Here is a 16,599-nt window from a genome sequence, read left to right as displayed (position 1 = left end):
GTCAGCCCGCGTACGCCTCCAGTTCCCAGAGCGAGTGACCGTACCCGGTGCCCCGGGCGGTGCCGAGGATCCGCAGGTACCGGCCGTTCGCGCCGAGCCCGGTGTGTTCGTCCACCCCGCCGTCGGCCCCGGTCACCGACTTCACGTCGACCCAGGTGGTGCCGTCGTTCGAGGTCTGGATCCGGTAGGCGCTGCTGTACGCCGCCTCCCAGCTCAGCTTGACCCGGCCGATCGCGGTCGGCGCGCCGAGGTCGACCCGGATCCACTGCGGATCGGAGAACGCACTCGACCAGCGGGTGGTGAGGCTGCCGTCCACCGCCTGGGCGCCGGACATCCCGGCACCCTCGTCACTGGAGGTCAGCGTGGGCTTGTTCAGCAGCAGGTTGGTCCCCGCCGGCGGACCGCCGGGACTCCCGTACACCTCGAACTCGAACAGTGAGTAGCCCCAGGCGGTGCCCCGGGTGGTGCCGAGGAGCCGGACGTACCGGCCGGAGCCGGAGAGTCCGGTCAGCTCGTCCACGCCGCCGTCGCCGCCGGTCACCGTCCGGATCGTGGTGAAGGTGACCCCGTCCGGCGAGGTCTGGATCTGGTACCCGCTGCCGTACGCCGCCTCCCAGGTCAGCGTGACCCGGTCGATGGCGTGGGTGGCGCCCAGGTCCACGTCGATCCACTGCGGGTCGGCGAACGCGCTGGCCCAGCGCGTGGCGGGCGCGCCGTCGAACGCGTTGGCCGCCACGTACGCCCCTTCCAGGCTGGACGCCCGGGCCGGCTTGCCCCGGGCCAGGTTCGTCCCCGGATCGGGGTCCGGGTCGCCGCCGGGGCCGGTGGACAGGGTGAACTCGTCCAGGTCGAACATGCCGCCGCCGCCCTTGAACACCAGGAACAGGGTGCGGGTGCCGGTGGGCGGGGTGACCGTGCCGGTGAACGTGGCGAAGGTGCCGTGTCCGCCGGTCGGTGTCACGGTCGCCGTGCCGACCAGCGGCCCGGTGGGCGAGTCGACCCGCAGTTCCACGGTGCCGCCGGCGCCGGCGGGCGCGCCGGCCCGGACGCTGAACGACCGCACGCCGGCCAGGTGGTACGGCTGGTACGAGATCCAGTCGTTGTTGTCGATGTAGCCGACCGCCGCGCCGCCGTGTGCGCTGCCCGGCGTGACGACCTGGGTGCCGGAGGAGTCCCCGGCGTGCTCGGCCTGCCGGGTGCGGGGTTGCAGCACCGCCTGCGCGTGCGTGGTCAGCGGCGGCTGGCCGCCCCCACCCAGGTCGGTGTACTCGGCGTCGATGATGCCGAAGATGTTCGCCGCCGTGTCGTGCTCGCCGTCGGCGGTGGTCTGGATGACCCCGGTGCAGCCCTGCCTGCTGCTGATCTGGTGGCCGTGCGAGTCGTGGCCGAGGACGTAGGCCACCTTGACCCGGGCACAGTCGACGGTGCCGTCCTGGGCGTCGGTGACGGTGACGGTGAACGGCACCGCGTCACCGAAGCTGAACGTCTGTCCGTTCGACGGGACGGTCACGGTGACCACCGGGGCGCTGTTGCCGACCGTGACGACCGTGCTCGCGGTGGCCGTCTTGCCGGTGGTGTCCCGCACCGTCAGGGTCGGGCGGCGTACCCCGTTGGTGGTGTACGTGTGGCTCGGGTTGGTCGCGGTCGAGTCGGTGGTGCCGTTGTTGTCGAAGTCCCAGGCGTAGGTGATCGGGTCACCGTCCGGGTCGAGCGTGCCGGCCGAGGAGAACTGCACGGTCAGCGGTGCGGTGCCGCTGGTCGGGGTGGCCGAGATGGCCGGGCGTGGGGCGCGGCCGTCGCGGGCGTACTCGATCCGGTAGAGCGCCGAGTTGGCGTCGCCGTTGAACCAGCCGGTGCCGTAGTCGAGCACGTAGAGCGCGCCGTCCGGGCCGAACTCCATGTCCATGACCTGGGTGCCGGTCCACGGGAACGGGTTGATCTTGTGGGGCTGGCCGGCCGCGTCGAGCTTGATGTTCTTGATCCAGCGGCGACCGAACTCACCGGCGAAGTACGTCCCGTCGTAGTACCGCGGGAACGCCACCGGGGAGGTGTTCGCCGGGTCGTACCGGTACACCGGCCCACCCATCGGGGAGAGACCGCCGCCGGTGAACTCCGGCGGGGAACCGGAGCCGCCGTACGGCAGCCACGCCGGGACGGCCGGCGGCAACTGGGTGATGCCGGTGTTGTTCGGTGAGTTGTTCACCGGGCCGTTGGCGCAGTCGAACTTCGGGCCGGACGGCCCGGACGGGAAGGTGTAGTCGTTGTAGGCGTCGTTGCGGGCGGTGCAGTACGGCCAGCCGTAGAAGCCGGGCCGGTCGATGCGGGCGAACTCCACGTTCCCCGCCGGTCCCCGGTTCGGGTCGGCGGTGCCCGCGTCCGGCCCGTAGTCGCCCAGGTAGACGACGCCGGTGGCCTTGTCCACGCTCATCCGGAACGGGTTGCGGAAACCCATCGCGTAGATCTCCGGGCGGGTCCGCGCGGTGCCGGGGGCGAACATGTTGCCGGCCGGGACGGTGTAGCCACCGGCCGCGCTCGGCTTGATCCGCAGCACCTTGCCCCGCAGGTCGTTGCTGTTCGCCGAGGTGCGCTGGGCGTCGAAGGCCGGGTTGCGGCCGGCCCGCTCGTCGATCGGGGTGAACCCGGCGGAGTCGAACGGGTTGGTGTCGTCGCCGGTGGTCAGGTACAGGTTGCCGGCCGCGTCGAAGGCGATGTCCCCGCCGACGTGGCAGCACATGCCCCGGCTGGTCGGCACGTCCAGGATCAGGGTTTCGCTGGCCGGGTCGAGGGTGTCGTCGGCGCGGACGGTGAACCGGGACAGCCGGTTGACCCCGTTCCAGACCGCGAAGTCGGCCGGGGTGCCGGTGGCCGGCGCGCCACCCCCGGGGGTGTTCAGTGGTGGGGCGTAGAAGACGTACACCCAGCGGTTGGTGGCGAAGTTGGGGTCGGCGGCGATGCCCTGGAGGCCCTCCTCGTCCCCGGTGTAGACCGGCAGGGTGGCGGCGACCTTCGTGTTGCCGGCCGCGTCGGTGTGCCGGATCACCCCGTTGCGGGCGGTGTGCAGCACTCCCCGGTCGGGCAGCACGGTCAGCGTCATCGGCTCGCCGGTCTCGGCCACCCCACGGGCCAGCTCGACCTGCTGGAAGTTGCTGGTGACGGTGGCACCACAGTCGGCCTGCACCGCGCCGGCCGCGCTCTGGATGCCGCCGAGCAGGTGCTGGCGGAACGCCGGCTCGGTGTACGACTCGTCGGTGTGGCCGAGGCCGGTGTACCAGGCCCGGCCGCCGGAGTAGTTCTGGCACCAGGAGATCGGGTGGTCGTAGCCGTTGCCGCCACCGGTGTAGGTGCTCTCGTCGAGGGTGGCGAGCACGTGCACGTTGCCCCGGGGGTTGGTGCGGTAGTTGTACCACTCGTCCAGCCGGGTCCACCGTTGCGGCAGCGACGCGGTGGACGGGTGCACCTGGTCGGCGACCTTGATGGTGGCGGTCTGGTTCGCCGGGTGCGAGGCGAAGTACGCCCCGACGAGCCCGCCGTACCAGGGCCAGTCGTACTCGGTGTCGGCGGCGGAGTGCACGCCCACGTACCCGCCGCCCCCGGTGAGGTAGCGCTCGAACGCGGCCTGCTGGGTGGCGTTGAGCACGTCACCGGTGGTGGAGAGCCAGATCACCGCGGCGAACCGGCTCAGGTTGGCGTCGGTGAACTGGGCCGCGTCCTCGGTGGTCTCGACGGTGAACCCGTTGGCCGCGCCGAGCTGCTGGATGGCGGTGATGCCCGGGCCGATGGAGCCGTGCCGGAAGCCGGCGGTCTTGCTGAAGACCAGGACGCTGAAGGGGGCGGCACTGCTCGCCGGTGGCGCGACGGCGATGCCGCCGACCACGAGGATCGCGCTCAGCGCGGCGCCCAGCCACGATCTCAGGGATCTGCGCACGGTGATGTCCTTCCGCGGGACGGGGAGGGCGTGCGCCGATCACGCCGGTGGGGAGTGCAGGTGCGGGTGCGACTCGCGGGCCGTCCGGCAGCGTCGCCGGAGAGCGCGAAATATGTCAATACATGGTCACGTCCGGCCGGGGGCGTGTCAAGCCATCCACGGCAGTTCGTGAGAGCGTTATCTCGGCAGCTCAGCCGTCTGGTCGCCTACCCGGCCAGCAGGGTCCACACGCTGACCCCGCCCAGCGCCAGGACGGCCGGAACGACCAGGAACAGCTCCGCCGCCGAGCCGGTACGGAACCGCAGCGGCGCCCACACGCCCAGCGCCGCCCACCGGCCGCCCCGGATCCGGATCGGCCACGGCAGCGGCACCCGGGTGAAGGTCAACGCGTCACCGAGGGAGTGCACCAGACAGCCCACCCCGAGGGGGATGCCCACCCACCACCATCCGCCGCCCGGCCCGGGCAGCGCCGCGGCCGCCAACCCGGTCAGCAGACCGGCCCCGGCCGCCCCGTACGCCCCACGGGTGCGTCGGCGCAGCATCCCCTGTACGGCCAGCGCCGCGGCCAGGCCGGCCGGCTCCTCCGGCCGGGCCGGACGCGCTGGCGGGCGCGGCGGCGGACCGGCGTCGGCGGGTCAGCGCGGCGGTCGACCGTCCTCCGCCGGGTCGGTGGCCTCGACGCGGGCGATGAGCTGTTTGAGCCGTCCGATCTCGTCGGAGAGCGCGGTGTCGCCGGCGGCGGTGAGGGTGATCCACGTCCGGCCGCGTCGGCCGGCGTAGCCCTTCTCGACCTCGATCAGCCCGGCCGCCTCCAGCACGCTCAGATGCTTGGAGAGGTTGCCGGCGGTCAGGTCGAGCTGGGTGCGCAGGTAGCCGAACTCGACCCGCCGCGCCTCGTGCGCGATGGTCAGGATCCCCAGCCGTACCCGCTGGTGCACCACCTCGTCCAGCCCGGTGACCGGGTGTGCGGCGGCCGGGTCCGGGGTGCCCGTCACGGCCGTCACCGGTGCCTGCGGCGGGCTGCCCGGAAGCCCAGCGCGCCCGCCAGCAGTACCACGCCGCAGCCGAGTTGGGGAAGCGCCATCGTCGCCCGGACGCCCCAGTGCGGCGGTCCGAAACCGGTGTTCAGCGGCAGCACCAGCAGCACCGTCGCCAGGTAGGCGAGGGTGAACAGCAGCAGTGCGACGTTGCGCTCCAGCCAGGCCAGCACCAGCAGCGCGACCCCGATCATGCCCCACGGCATGACCAGCCGGTCCAGGACGAGCCCCCAGTAGGGGAGCGGCTGGTCCGGCACCGGGTGCTGCGAGAGGTACAGGGCCACCGCCACCCACGCGGCGGGGAACACGGCGCTCGTCACGGCGCCGGTGATCGCGTACGGCAGCACACGGGCGCCCAGCCCTCGGGCCCGGGCGGCCCGCACGTAGCAGACGGCGATGGCCGCGTACGCCAGCAGGAGCGCCGGCGGCCAGTAGTAGAGCATGCCTCGACGCGCGAACTGGCAGCTACCGTCCGGCGCGCAGTTCACCGTCATCCCGAACCAGTCGAACGGGATCGCGGCGAACGTCACCGAGGCCAGCACGAGCAGTGCGACGGAGGTCTGCCGTTGGTCGAGACGTACGCGGTGGGCGAGCGCGCGCACGTCCGCCAGCAGCCGGCGGGGATCGCCGGGGGCGGACATCGATTCGGTGGTCATGCCAATAGGTTTCCACAGCAAACCTCTCGGCGCTAGTGTCAGTTCCGTGCAGCCCTCGAGCCGTCGGCACCCGCCGAGCCCGCCCGGTTGCGCTATCCTGGTCCGGTTGCCGAGGTAGGAGCAGAACGTGGCAGGTGACGACGACATCTCCGGGTGAGTTCCCCGGAGCGGCCACCAGCGCGCGTCGACGCGTCGTTGCGTGGCCCATGTCGTCATGCCCCGCTCATACCGGGCCGCAGCGGTGCGCCCGGCTCTCCTGCCTTCGAGGTCTGCCATGCCCGACGTCTGCGTCGTCTGCTCCGCCCTGTCCTTCTCCTGGCCGGACGACACCCCGGTCTTCGTGAACCTGTTCCTCTCCGTGCCGGCCGGCCGTACCGGCCTGGTCGCACCCAACGGCGCCGGCAAGTCCACCCTGCTGAGGCTCATCGCGGGTGAGCTGTCACCCACCGCCGGCAGCGTCACCGTGCGGGGCGTCCTGGGTTACCTGCCGCAGCACCTGCCCTTCGCCCAGGACCAGACGGTCGCCCAGGTGCTCGAGGTCGACCGGACCATCGCCGCGCTGCACGCCATCGAGGCCGGCGACGCCGCCGAGGAACACTTCACCGCCGTCGGCAACGACTGGGACATCGAGGAGCGCACCCGCGCCGAACTCGACCGTCTCGGCCTGGCCGACGTGGCGCTGCACCGGCGGCTCGGCACCCTCAGCGGTGGCCAGGTGGTCTCCCTCGGGCTCGCCGCCCAACTGCTCAAACAGCCCGACGTGCTGCTGCTGGACGAACCGACCAACAACCTCGACCACGAGGCACGCGAACGGCTGACCGGGGTCCTCCGCTCCTGGACCGGCTGCCTGATCGTGGTCAGCCACGACCGGGCGCTGCTGGACGAGATGGACCGTATCGCCGCCCTCGACCACGGCGAGGTCCGCTGGTACGGCGGCACCTACACCGAGTACGAGGAGGCGGTGCGGGGCGAGCGGGACGTCGCCGAGCGGCAGGTACGCCAGGCCGAGCAGGACGTCAAACGGCAGAAGCGCGAACTCCAGCAGGCGCGCGAGCGGGCTGCCCGGCGGGCCGCCACCGCCTCGCGCAACCTGGCCGACGCGGGGCTGGCCCGGATCGTCGCCGGCAACCTCAAGCGCGAGGCGCAGGTGTCGGCGGCCCGGTCCCACGAGGTGCACGCCTCCCGGGTCAGCGACGCCCAGACCCGGCTGGACCAGGCGAGCCGGGCGGCCCGCCAGGACGACCACATCGCCCTCGAACTGCCGGGCACCAGGGTGCCCGCGGGGCGTACCGTCTTCCACGGCGAACGCCTCCAGGCCACGTACGACGACCGGCCGGTCTTCGCCGGCGACGGCGTGGGCCTGGACATCCGCGGCCCGGAACGGATCGCCCTCACCGGCCCCAACGGGGCGGGCAAGTCGACCCTGCTGCGCCTGGTCGGCGGCGACCAGCAGCCGGTGTCCGGTACGGCGGTGCGGGCCGAGGGCCGGACCGCCTACCTGTCCCAGCGCCTCGACCTGCTCGACCCGGACCGCACGGTCGCCGAGAACCTCGCCGCCTCCGCCCCGGCGCTGACCGAGGCGGAGCGGATGAACCTGCTGGCCCGCTTCCTGTTCCGGGGCACCCGCGCGCACCTGCCGGTCAGCGTGCTCTCCGGCGGTGAGCTGCTGCGGGCCACGCTGGCCTGCATCCTGTTCGCCGAGCCGGCTCCGCAGCTGCTGCTGCTCGACGAGCCCACCAACAACCTCGACCTGGTCAGCGTCGGGCAACTGGAGAGCGCGCTCACCGCGTACCAGGGGGCGTTCGTGGTGGTCAGTCACGACGACCGCTTCCTCGCCGGGATCGGGGTGGACCGCTGGCTGCGGCTGGCCGACGGCCGGCTCACCGAGACCGGACCGCCGCAGCGGTGACGGCGCCCGTCGCCCGGGTCGGGGGCCGGGGCGGGATGATGGGGCGGTAGCGGGTCCACGCGGGGAAGGAACGATCATGACCGGTACGCCACCAGCAACCGACCTGTTCGCCGGTGTCCCGGTCGCCGACTTCGATCGCGCGCTGACCTGGTACCGGACGTTCCTCGGCGGCGAGCCGAGCTTCCACCCGCACGACACCGAGGCGGTGTGGGCGGTGGGCGCGCACAGCTACGTCTACATCGAACGCCGGCCCGACCGGGCCGGCCACGCGATGCTGATGATCATGGCTGCGGATCTCGACGCCACGGTTGCCGGGCTCACCCGGCGTGGCCTCGAACCCGACCGGGTCGAGGAGTACGGAGGGGGCATGCGCAAGGTCGTCTACGCGGACCCGGACGGCAACGAGATCTCGTACGGCGGGGTGTCCGCTTCCGGCGTGCCGGGCTCCGGCGTGCGGCCGTCGACCAGCTGAGGACCGGCCGTCACCGGCACCGGGACGAGGCCCCGATCCAGGGACACTTCAGGCATCCCACCTGGTGCGCGATCCATCATGGATAGATCACAGTTAACGATATTGACACATCTGCCGGCGTCGGCAAGACTTCGCTGTCGGGAGCGTTCCCACACCGGGGTGGAACGTCTCCGGCCCTAGCCGTGGCACCGCCACGGACCCTCCACTCTCCAGGTCGGCTACCGGTCGCTGCGCGCCCTGAACGACCACCGCGCGGTGGCCGTCGTCGTGTGGGCCGCATCCCGCGTACGCCGCGGCCTGCCCGGTCGCGAAAGGCGGGAACGTGCGACGTACGAAGTCCGACCAGTGGAGCCAGGAACTACGCGAGGTGCGTGACCCCACCGCACTGTTCGGCGGCAGCGCCCAGACCGCGGTGCTGCGTCTGCTCACCATGGCGGGCAAGGTGCCCTTCCGTTCCGCCTTCGACAGTCTGACCCTGCGCGAGCAGGCGATCGTCCGGCACGTGCTCGGCCGGCAGCAGCTCCGGCTGACCGCGCCGGGAGCCGACGCGCCACCCGCCCAGTTCGTGCTGGCCCACTCGGCGCTCGGCAAGCTGACCGTGCACGAACCGGCGCGCGGCGACCTGCCGGCCGACCCGGTCGTGGCCGAACTCGCGCTGCCCGACTGGATGATCGAGATGGTCGACGAGGAGTGCCTGCCGGCCCAGGCCGAGGAGGAGTACCAACGGCACGAACTCGACCACATGCTGTACACCTGGCACGCCGACGGCAGCCTGCCGGAGCGGCTGGAGGAGGTCGTCGACTGGGTCGAGCGCGTCGAGACCGTCCTGATCTACATCGAGCGCCGGGTGTTCTCCCGGTCCGACTCCGGCTCCAGCACCCTGATCCGCGACGGCGTGCTGCCGGCGCTGCGGGACCGCCCGCCGGCCGACTGGAGCCCCGAGGAGCGGCTGTTCGTGGCCGCCATCCAGTTGCTGTTCCGGACCGGCCGGGCGGTCCGGTTCGAGGAGTTCAACGGTCGCCAGCTCAGCGCCGTGGGCCTGCGGCGGGTGCTGACCACCCGCTGCGCGGCGTACCTGCGGGCGCTCGGCGAACAGGTCACCGGGCAGCTGAGCACCGCGACCCTGGCCGAACTGGCCGCGCTCGCCGGTGACCTGGTCGAACGCGTCGACGGCGGCGGTCACATGCGCTACCGGCGCGTCAACGGGCTGACCTACGCCAAGGACGAGTACCTGCTGCCGTGGGAGCAGGGCCAGCGCAGCCAGGCCGAGCTGCCCCCGACGCTGCACCCGCCGACCGGCGTGCTGCCCGAGCCGGTCGACGGCGAGGACGCGTCCGGCTGGGTGCGTCGGGCGACCGCCACCGCCCTGCGCGCCGCGCACGCGGGCGGCGACGAGCGGGACCTGACCCGGATCCTGGAGGGCATCGTGCTGGGCGCGGTCGTCGACGGCCGCGCCGACTACGGCATGTCCAGCGGCGTCCGGGACCTGTCCCGGCTGCACGGACCGGCCGGGGAGTACGGCGAGGAGGTGGCGGCGCTGAAGAAGCCGGACTTCTTCTGCTGCGTGCTGCCCAGCCCCGACATGGCCGCCGACCTGCCCGCCGCCGCCGTCACCGACATCCTGTGGCAGGTGGCGCAGCGGATGATGTACAACCGCTGGCACTTCGTACCCGGGAACTTCGACCGGATCGAGGTGCCCCGGCAGCGGCACTACTTCTTCCCGCCGCTGGTGCCCGACATCGGCGAGTGGGGCGACCTGCGCCACGGCGGCCACAGCACCGCCCGCGTCCGCTACACGCTGCGCGCGCCGGGCGCGGCGATGTGGAAGCAGCCGTTCACCGTCGGCGGGCGGCAGTACCGGGGCGCGTTCGACATCCGGCTGGTCCGGATGGACGGCCCGCCGTTCACCCTGGACGACATGCGTACCGCCTGCCGCTACTCGGCCCTGGTGGACGTGTTCTGGCGCGAGATCGCCGCCTACGCCGACGCCCACGGCGGCTGGACCCCGACGATCACCTCGTTCGGCGGCGACTGGTACACCGGGGAGGGCTGGCGGGCACCCGTCGAGCGGCTGACCGCAGCCGGGGAGCCGGTCGGCGAGACCGCCGGGGAGACGGTCGGGGCGCCCGCGTGAGCCCCGGCCCGCACCAGGTCGTCGTCAACGCCGAGGACCAGTACTCCCTGTGGCCGACGGACCGACCCGTCCCGGACGGCTGGACGACGGCGTTCACCGGCCCGGTCGAGGCGTGCCTGGAGCACGTCGCCGCGCACTGGACCGACCTGCGGCCCGCCTCGCTCCGCACGGCCGGCGGTGCCGGTCCCGACCCGGAATCCGTCGCCGGTCCCGGGCGCGACCCGGGAGGGCAGGAACCCGCCACGGTCGACGCCGCCCGGTCGGTCGCCACCGGGCCGCGCCGCCCGGTCGACCAGACGCCACTGCACGTCCTCGTCGACCGGGCGCTGGCCGCCGACCCCGGCCGCGTCGCGGTGCGCGACGCGGGCGTCGAGGTCACCGCGGGGGAGCTGCGGGCCCGGGTCCGGTACGCCGCGCGGGTGCTGCGGGCCCACGGCGCGGGCCCGGAGACGCCCGTCGCGGTGCTGCTGCCCCGGTCGGTGGACGCGGTGGTGGCGATCCTCGCGGTGCTGGCGGCCGGGTCGGCGTACCTGCCGCTGGCCGTGCACGACCCGGCGGATCGGCGGGCCCGGATCCTGGCCGACGCGGGTGACCCGGTGCTGCTGACCGGGCCGGACCACCGGGGGCTCGTACCGGCCGGCTACCCGGCGGCCGTACTCGACGTCACCGACCTGCCCGACACCCTCGGCGACGACGGTGACGGCGGCTGCCGGGTGGAGAACCTGGCGTTCGTCATGTACACCTCCGGCACCAGTGGCGCGCCCAAGGGGGTGCTCGGCACCCACCGGCAGCTGGTCAACTACGTGCGCTGGTGTGCCGGGGAGTTCGCCTTCCAACCGGGGGAACGCGCCGTACTGCACGCCCCGCTGTACTTCGTCGGGTCGGTGATGACCCTGTTCACGGCGCTGGTCGCGGACTGGGAACTGGAGGTCGCGCCGGAGCCGGTCGCGTTCGACGACCTGATCGCGCTGACCGCCGCCGCGCCGTGCGGATTCCTCAAGCTCACCCCGTCGCACGTACGGGCGATGACCGCCCTCGGTGGCGTCGACGACGTCGCCCGCCAGGTCATGATCGGCAGCGAGCCGCTGTACCTGACCCCCGAGTTCGACGCGTGGATCACCGGCAGCCCGAAGTCCGGCTTCGGGAACCACTACGGCATGAGCGAGACCGTCGGCGCGACCTGGTACTGGATCGGCACGGACCGTACCGTCGGGCGGCGGCTGCCGGTCGGCGCGCCCATCCCCAACGCCGAGGTGCACATCCTCGACGAACAGGGCCGGCCCGTGCCACTGGGGCAGACCGGTGAGATCTGCCTCGGCGGGGCCGTCATCGGCCGGGGCTACCACGGTCAGCCGGTGCTGACCGCCCAGCGGTGGATCCCGCACCCGGCGGGCGGGGGAGCGCGGCTGCTGCGTACCGGGGACCTGGGCCGGCTCGGCCCCGACGGGGTGCTGGACGTGCTCGGCCGGGCCGACCGGCAGGTGAAGATCCGGGGCCAGCGGGTCGAGCCGCCCGCCGTCGAGGACGCGCTGCGCCGCTGCCCCGGCGTCGCCGAGGCGGTGGTGATCGCCGAACCCGACGGCCACGACCTGCACCTGGTCGCCTACCTGAGGTCCGAGGACGAGCCACGCCCCACCGAGGCGCAGCTGCGCGCCCACGCCGCCGGCCTGCTGCCGGAGGCGTCCGTGCCGAGCCGGTTCCTGTACGTGGCGCAGTACCCGCTCACCCCGAACGGCAAGGTCGACACCCGCCGGCTGCCCACCACGCCGACGGTACGGCCCGCGCTGAGCACCGCGTACGTCGCGCCCTCCGGTGACCTGGAGACGGCGGTGGCGGCGGTGGTCGGCGCGGTGCTGCGGGTGGACCGGCTCGGCGTCGACGACGACTTCTTCGAACTCGGCGGCGACTCCATGCAGGTCGTCGAGGTCGTCACCCGGCTGGACGAGGAACTGGGCCTGCCGGTGGGCATCGCCGACCTGTTCGACCACCGCACGGTCCGTGCCCTGGCCGCCGCGCTGACCGGACACCCGACACCCGCCGCGCTGACCGGGAAGCCGACGCTCGCCGTCACGAGCGGACCCGCGACGCCCGCGGCCACGCTGACCGGGCACCCGACCAGCGGACAGCCGACGCCCGCCGCCACGGTCCCGCCGGCCCGCACCGGCGATCCTGCCGGCCAGGCGGTCCAGGCGCGGTTCTCCGGAGCGTCCGTCGGCTCCGCGCCGCTGACCTGGGGCCAGGCGGCCATGTACCGGCCCATGCAGTGGTTCGGCGAGGCCAGCCGGGACTTCAACATCAAACGGGTGCTGCGGTTGACCACCCCGGTCCCGGCCGACCGGGTCACCACGGCCTGGTCGCACCTGGTACTGCGGCACCAGGTGCTGCGCACCCTGACGACCGACGAGCCCGACGGCCCCCGCCAGCACCTGTGCGCCGACGGCGCGTACCTGCCGCTGGTCCGCGACACCACCGCCGCCGAACTGTCGGAGACGGCCGACGCCACCGCCGCCGAACTGGCCGCCACCGCCTTCCACCTGGACCGGGAATGGCCGGTCCGGTGGGCGCTGCTGCGCGTCGACGGCCTGGTCGAGGCGGTGGCGGTGGCCGCCTCACACGTGTCGCTGGACGGCTGGTCGCTGGAACTGCTGCTGGCGGAACTGCGCACCCTGGTCGACGGCGAGCGGGCCCTGCCCGCGCCGGGCTGGCAGCCGCTGGACCAGGCCGGCTACGAGGCGTCGCCCGCCGGGCAGCGCCGGGCCCGGCAGTCCCTGACGTACTGGCGGGAACGGCTGCCCGCGGTACCGCAGCGGATCTTCGACGGGCCGGAGCACGACGGCGGCCCGCTGCCGGTCGTCACCTGGCGGATGGAGTCCACCGCCGTGGCCGTCGCCGCCGCCGCGCTGGCCGAGCGCACCGGAACGTCGTCGTCCACCGTGGTGTTGACCGCCGCGCTGCTGGTCCAGGCGGCGCTGACCGGCCGGGACCGGGCCGTGGTGAAGCTGATCGCCGGGAACCGCAACACGCCCCGCCAGCGGCAACTCGCCACCGGCATCGCGCAGAACGCGCTGCTGGTCTTCGACGTCGGTACCGGCGACGTCGACGACGCCGTCCGGCGCTGCTACCGCGACTCCACCGAGTCCTACTTCCACGCCACCTACCCGCCCGAGGCGCTGGACGAGCTGATCGCGGCCGAGGGCGGGCGGGCCGACCTGTCGGTGTACTTCAACGACTCCCGGATGGGCCGTGACTTCGACGTCCCGGCGGGCACCCCCGACCGGGCCACGCTGACCGAACTGGCCGCGCGCACCACCGTACGGCAGGTCGCCGCCGTCGCCCGCCACGACATGACCTTCTTCCTGGCCATGCCCCACCTGGCCGGCGGTTGTGCGCTGCACCTGCTGGCCGACACCCGACGGGTGCCGGCGACCGTCAGCGTGCGGGCCCTGCGCGGCATCGAGACGCTGCTGTGTGAGGCGGCGCTGCGCCCGGTGCCTGTCCGGGACGTCGCCGCCCTGCTCGACCTCGGCTGAACCCTTCCTTCCCGACCGCCAGGAGCCCTCGATGACCGACCCTTATCCACTGCTGCACCGGCTGGCCGCCGCCGACGACGACGCGCTCACCGGCACCCCGCTGCCGCCCGACGGCCGGTACCAGGTCGTCACCACCACCGTCGACGACGTCACCGCCCAGATCGTGCGGACCCTGCGCGACGGGTTCGCCGGTCGCGGCCCGGCCGACTACCCGCTGCTGGTGCTCGGCTGGGGACGCTGCCGGGTCGGTTCGACGGCGGTGACCAACCTGTTCGGCATGGCCGGCGCGGCGGCCTACTACCAGCCGGTCAAGACCATCGGCCGGTTCGCGCTCACCGGCGGCGAGGGCTCGCCGTGGAAGCTGCCCGACGGTGAGCCGGTGCTGTTCGCCAAGGAGATGGCCGGGCCGTACGTGCCGTTCGAGGCGCTGTTCAACCCGGCCCGCTGCCTGGTCGAGGCCGGCTGGCCGGTGGACCGGCTGCGCCTGCTGGTGCTGGACCGGGAACCGCGTGCCTCGCTCGACTCGTGGCTGGCCAAGTGGGCGGGGAAGATCGGCCGCGAACGGGTGGTGCAGAACTTCGTGCTCAGCACCCTCACCTACGCCCGGATGCGGCGCTACGCCGCCGCCGAGGGCGTGGCGGTGACGCACTTCCCGTACGAGTGCAGCCGCGCCCCGCAGGAGACGGTGTCGCGGCTGTTCGACCGGCTCGGCATCGGCCACCTGTACCGGCCGCAGATGCTCACCGGCTGGGGGGCGGCCGGCGACCTCAACTCCGACCAGTCGAAGATCCACCACCCGGTGGAGCCGGAACCGTACGTGGTGCCCGGCCTGCACGGCAACGCCGACGAGTACCGCTTCCGGGACCGGGCGATCACGGAGCTGACCGAACCGGAGCGGGCCGTGGCCGACAGCGCCGAGGTGGTCGGGTCGTACCGGATCTCGGTGCGCTCCTGCACCGAGGAGCTGGGCCTGCCGGTGGCCCTGCGGGACGAGATCTTCGGCTGACCGCGATGACCGCGTCCACCACCAGCGCCGGGCAGCTGCGCGAGGCCGCCGCCGCCCGGCTGCGCATCGCCCGGCAGTGGCCCGCCGCCGGACCCGGCTGGAGCGCGGTCGCGCTGGCCCTCAGCGTCTCCCGTGGCGTGCTGCCGGTCGTCTTCGCGATCGCCGTGAGCACCACCGTCGGCCGGATCGGCCCGGTGCTGCACGGCACCGCCGCACCGGAGCGGGTGTGGGGGCCGCTGACCGCCGCCGGCGCGGCGCTGATCGCGCTGCAACTGGCCGAGGCGGCGCAGAAGGCCGTCGGCGAGCAGCTCAGTCGACGCGTCGACGGGCACATGTACCGACGGCTCATCTCGGCGTCGCTGTCGACCCGCGAGATCACCCCGCTGGAGGACCCGGCGGTGCTGGACGAGCTGGGCGAGGCCGGGCACGAGCTGCGGTTCGCGTTCCGTACCCCCGGCGCGGCCTACGCCGGGCTGATCGCGCTGGTCGGGCCGTACACGCAGGTCGCCGGGTTCACGGTGGTGCTCGCCGTGGTGCTGGGCCCGTGGGCGGCGCTGGCGATGCTGACGGTGGTGCTGCTGTTCCGGCACGGCCAGCGCGGCGGGCTGCGCCGCTACGCCCGCGTCATCCGCGACGTCGCGGCCATCCGCCGGGAGAGCCGCTACCTGCGCGGGCTGGCGATGGGCCCGGCGGCGGCCAAGGAGCTGCGCGTCTTCGGGCTGACCGGCTGGCTGACCGAACGGTACCGGCAGGTCTACCGCCGGGCCCTGGCCCCGGTGTGGGCCGAGCGCCGCCGCATCTACCTGCGGCCCTACCTGCTGTACACGACCGTGGGGCTGGTCGGGGTCGCCGCCGTGCTGGCCCTGGCCGGGGTCCGCGCCGCCGACGGGGCGTTCGACCTGGCCGGGCTGGCGCTGGTGCTCCAGGCGGTGATGGCGCTGATCCGGCTGGGGGAGTTCTACCCGGACTCCGACACCCAGACCCAGTACGGCATGAACGCCGAGACCGCCATCACCGCGTTCGAGCGGGCCATGGCCCGGTACGCCGAACCCGCCGACACCGGCCGGGCCGGGCCGCCCGGCACCGCCGCCCCGGCGATCGACTTCACCGGGGTACGGTTCGGCTATCCCGGCGCGGCCGGTCCGGTCTTCGACGGCCTGGACCTGCACATCCCCGCCGGGCGGTGCACCGCGCTGGTCGGGGTGAACGGCGCGGGCAAGACCACCCTGGTGAAACTCCTGGCCCGGCTCTACTCGCCGGACGCCGGTGCGGTACGCGCCGACGGCGTCGACGTCGCCGACCTGCCCGCCCGGGACTGGCAGCGCCGGATCGCCGTGGTGTTCCAGGACTTCGTGCGGTACGAGCTGTCGGCGGCGGCCAACATCGGCTTCGGCGCGGTCGAGCACCTCGACGACCGCGCCGGGATCCGCCGCGCGGCGGACGCGGCGGGGCTGCTCGACACCCTGGACGCGCTGCCGGACGGTCTGGACACGCTGCTGTCGCGGGCCTACGACGGCGGGGTGGACCTCTCCGGCGGGCAGTGGCAGCGCATCGCCATCGCGCGGGCCCTGTTCGCGCTCTACCACGGCAGTACCGTGCTGGTGCTGGACGAGCCGACCGCGGCGCTGGACGTACGGGCCGAAGCCGAGTTCTTCGCCCGGTTCGCCGAGCTGACCCGGGGCCGGACCAGCATCCTCATCTCGCACCGGCTGTCCAGCGTCCGGCTGGCCGACCGGATCGTCCTGCTCGAACAGGGCCGGGTCGTGGAGCAGGGCAGCCACGACGAGCTGATGGCGGCGGGCGGCCGGTACGCCACCATGTTCACCCTCCAGGCGGAGCGCTTCGCCGCCGACGACAGCGCCGCCGACGACAGCGCCGCCGGCCCCGGTGCCGCAGGCGGCGAGCCGCTCGCGCAGAAGGTGGGATGAGA

General features: G+C 73.5%; 9 protein-coding genes and 1 pseudogene. 6 read left to right on the top strand and 4 right to left on the bottom strand.

All coding sequences use genetic code 11. The features are described from left to right. Position 1 precedes the first annotated feature (1 nt). The 4 genes and pseudogenes from PVK37_RS25650 to PVK37_RS25635 form a co-directional block, all read right to left on the bottom strand. Positions 2-3,925 (bottom strand): ThuA domain-containing protein, encoded by a 3,924-nt coding sequence (locus PVK37_RS25650; RefSeq protein WP_275030377.1) that lies wholly within the window; start codon positions 3,923-3,925, stop codon positions 2-4. A 206-nt stretch (positions 3,926-4,131) separates the two neighbouring features. Next, positions 4,132-4,500, bottom strand: a pseudogene (locus PVK37_RS25645) (hypothetical protein); the annotation flags it as partial. A 60-nt stretch (positions 4,501-4,560) separates the two neighbouring features. Next, positions 4,561-4,929, bottom strand: coding sequence for a transcriptional regulator (locus tag PVK37_RS25640; protein ID WP_275030375.1), 369 nt, complete (start codon positions 4,927-4,929; stop codon positions 4,561-4,563). Further along, complete coding sequence (locus tag PVK37_RS25635; RefSeq protein ID WP_275030374.1) at positions 4,926-5,618, bottom strand: hypothetical protein; 693 nt, start codon at positions 5,616-5,618, stop codon at positions 4,926-4,928. The genes PVK37_RS25640 and PVK37_RS25635 overlap by 4 nt, the downstream gene beginning before the upstream one ends. A 274-nt stretch (positions 5,619-5,892) precedes the next feature. Here PVK37_RS25635 and PVK37_RS25630 point away from each other — a divergent pair, with 274 nt between their 5' ends. From PVK37_RS25630 to PVK37_RS25605, 6 genes are all read left to right on the top strand, one after another. Beyond that, positions 5,893-7,527: an ABC-F family ATP-binding cassette domain-containing protein gene (locus tag PVK37_RS25630; RefSeq protein WP_275030373.1), complete on the top strand. Its 1,635-nt coding sequence runs from the start codon at positions 5,893-5,895 to the stop codon at positions 7,525-7,527. A gap of 76 nt (positions 7,528-7,603) precedes the next feature. Then, positions 7,604-7,999, top strand: a complete 396-nt coding sequence (locus PVK37_RS25625) for a VOC family protein (protein ID WP_275030372.1) — start codon at positions 7,604-7,606, stop codon at positions 7,997-7,999. Between the two features lie 322 nt (positions 8,000-8,321). Next, on the top strand, positions 8,322-10,133 hold the full coding sequence (locus PVK37_RS25620) for a hypothetical protein (protein WP_275030371.1): 1,812 nt from the start codon (positions 8,322-8,324) through the stop codon (positions 10,131-10,133). Further along, positions 10,130-13,663 (top strand): AMP-binding protein, encoded by a 3,534-nt coding sequence (locus PVK37_RS25615; protein WP_275030370.1) that lies wholly within the window; start codon positions 10,130-10,132, stop codon positions 13,661-13,663. Before PVK37_RS25620 ends, PVK37_RS25615 begins: the two co-directional genes overlap by 4 nt. Before the next feature lie 31 nt (positions 13,664-13,694). Then, on the top strand, positions 13,695-14,669 hold the full coding sequence (locus PVK37_RS25610) for a hypothetical protein (protein WP_275030369.1): 975 nt from the start codon (positions 13,695-13,697) through the stop codon (positions 14,667-14,669). 5 nt (positions 14,670-14,674) lie between these two features. Beyond that, entirely contained in the window at positions 14,675-16,597 is a 1,923-nt protein-coding gene (locus PVK37_RS25605) for an ABC transporter ATP-binding protein (RefSeq protein ID WP_275030368.1), read from the top strand. Positions 16,598-16,599 lie beyond the last annotated feature (2 nt).

Origin of the sequence: Micromonospora cathayae (assembly GCF_028993575.1) — a bacterium.
Classification (GTDB): domain Bacteria; phylum Actinomycetota; class Actinomycetes; order Mycobacteriales; family Micromonosporaceae; genus Micromonospora; species Micromonospora cathayae.
Note: the sequence above shows the minus strand (reverse complement) of the source record. Positions and strands in the feature narration are given on the sequence as shown.

Excerpts from the sequence above, each read along its gene's own strand:
- PVK37_RS25635 (WP_275030374.1), bottom strand. The coding sequence starts at position 5,618 with ATGACCACCGAATCGATGTCCGCCCCCGGCGATCCCCGCCGGCTGCTG.
- PVK37_RS25630 (WP_275030373.1), top strand. The coding sequence starts at position 5,893 with ATGCCCGACGTCTGCGTCGTCTGCTCCGCCCTGTCCTTCTCCTGGCCG.
- PVK37_RS25625 (WP_275030372.1), top strand. The coding sequence starts at position 7,604 with ATGACCGGTACGCCACCAGCAACCGACCTGTTCGCCGGTGTCCCGGTC.
- PVK37_RS25610 (WP_275030369.1), top strand. The coding sequence starts at position 13,695 with ATGACCGACCCTTATCCACTGCTGCACCGGCTGGCCGCCGCCGACGAC.
- PVK37_RS25605 (WP_275030368.1), top strand. The coding sequence starts at position 14,675 with ATGACCGCGTCCACCACCAGCGCCGGGCAGCTGCGCGAGGCCGCCGCC.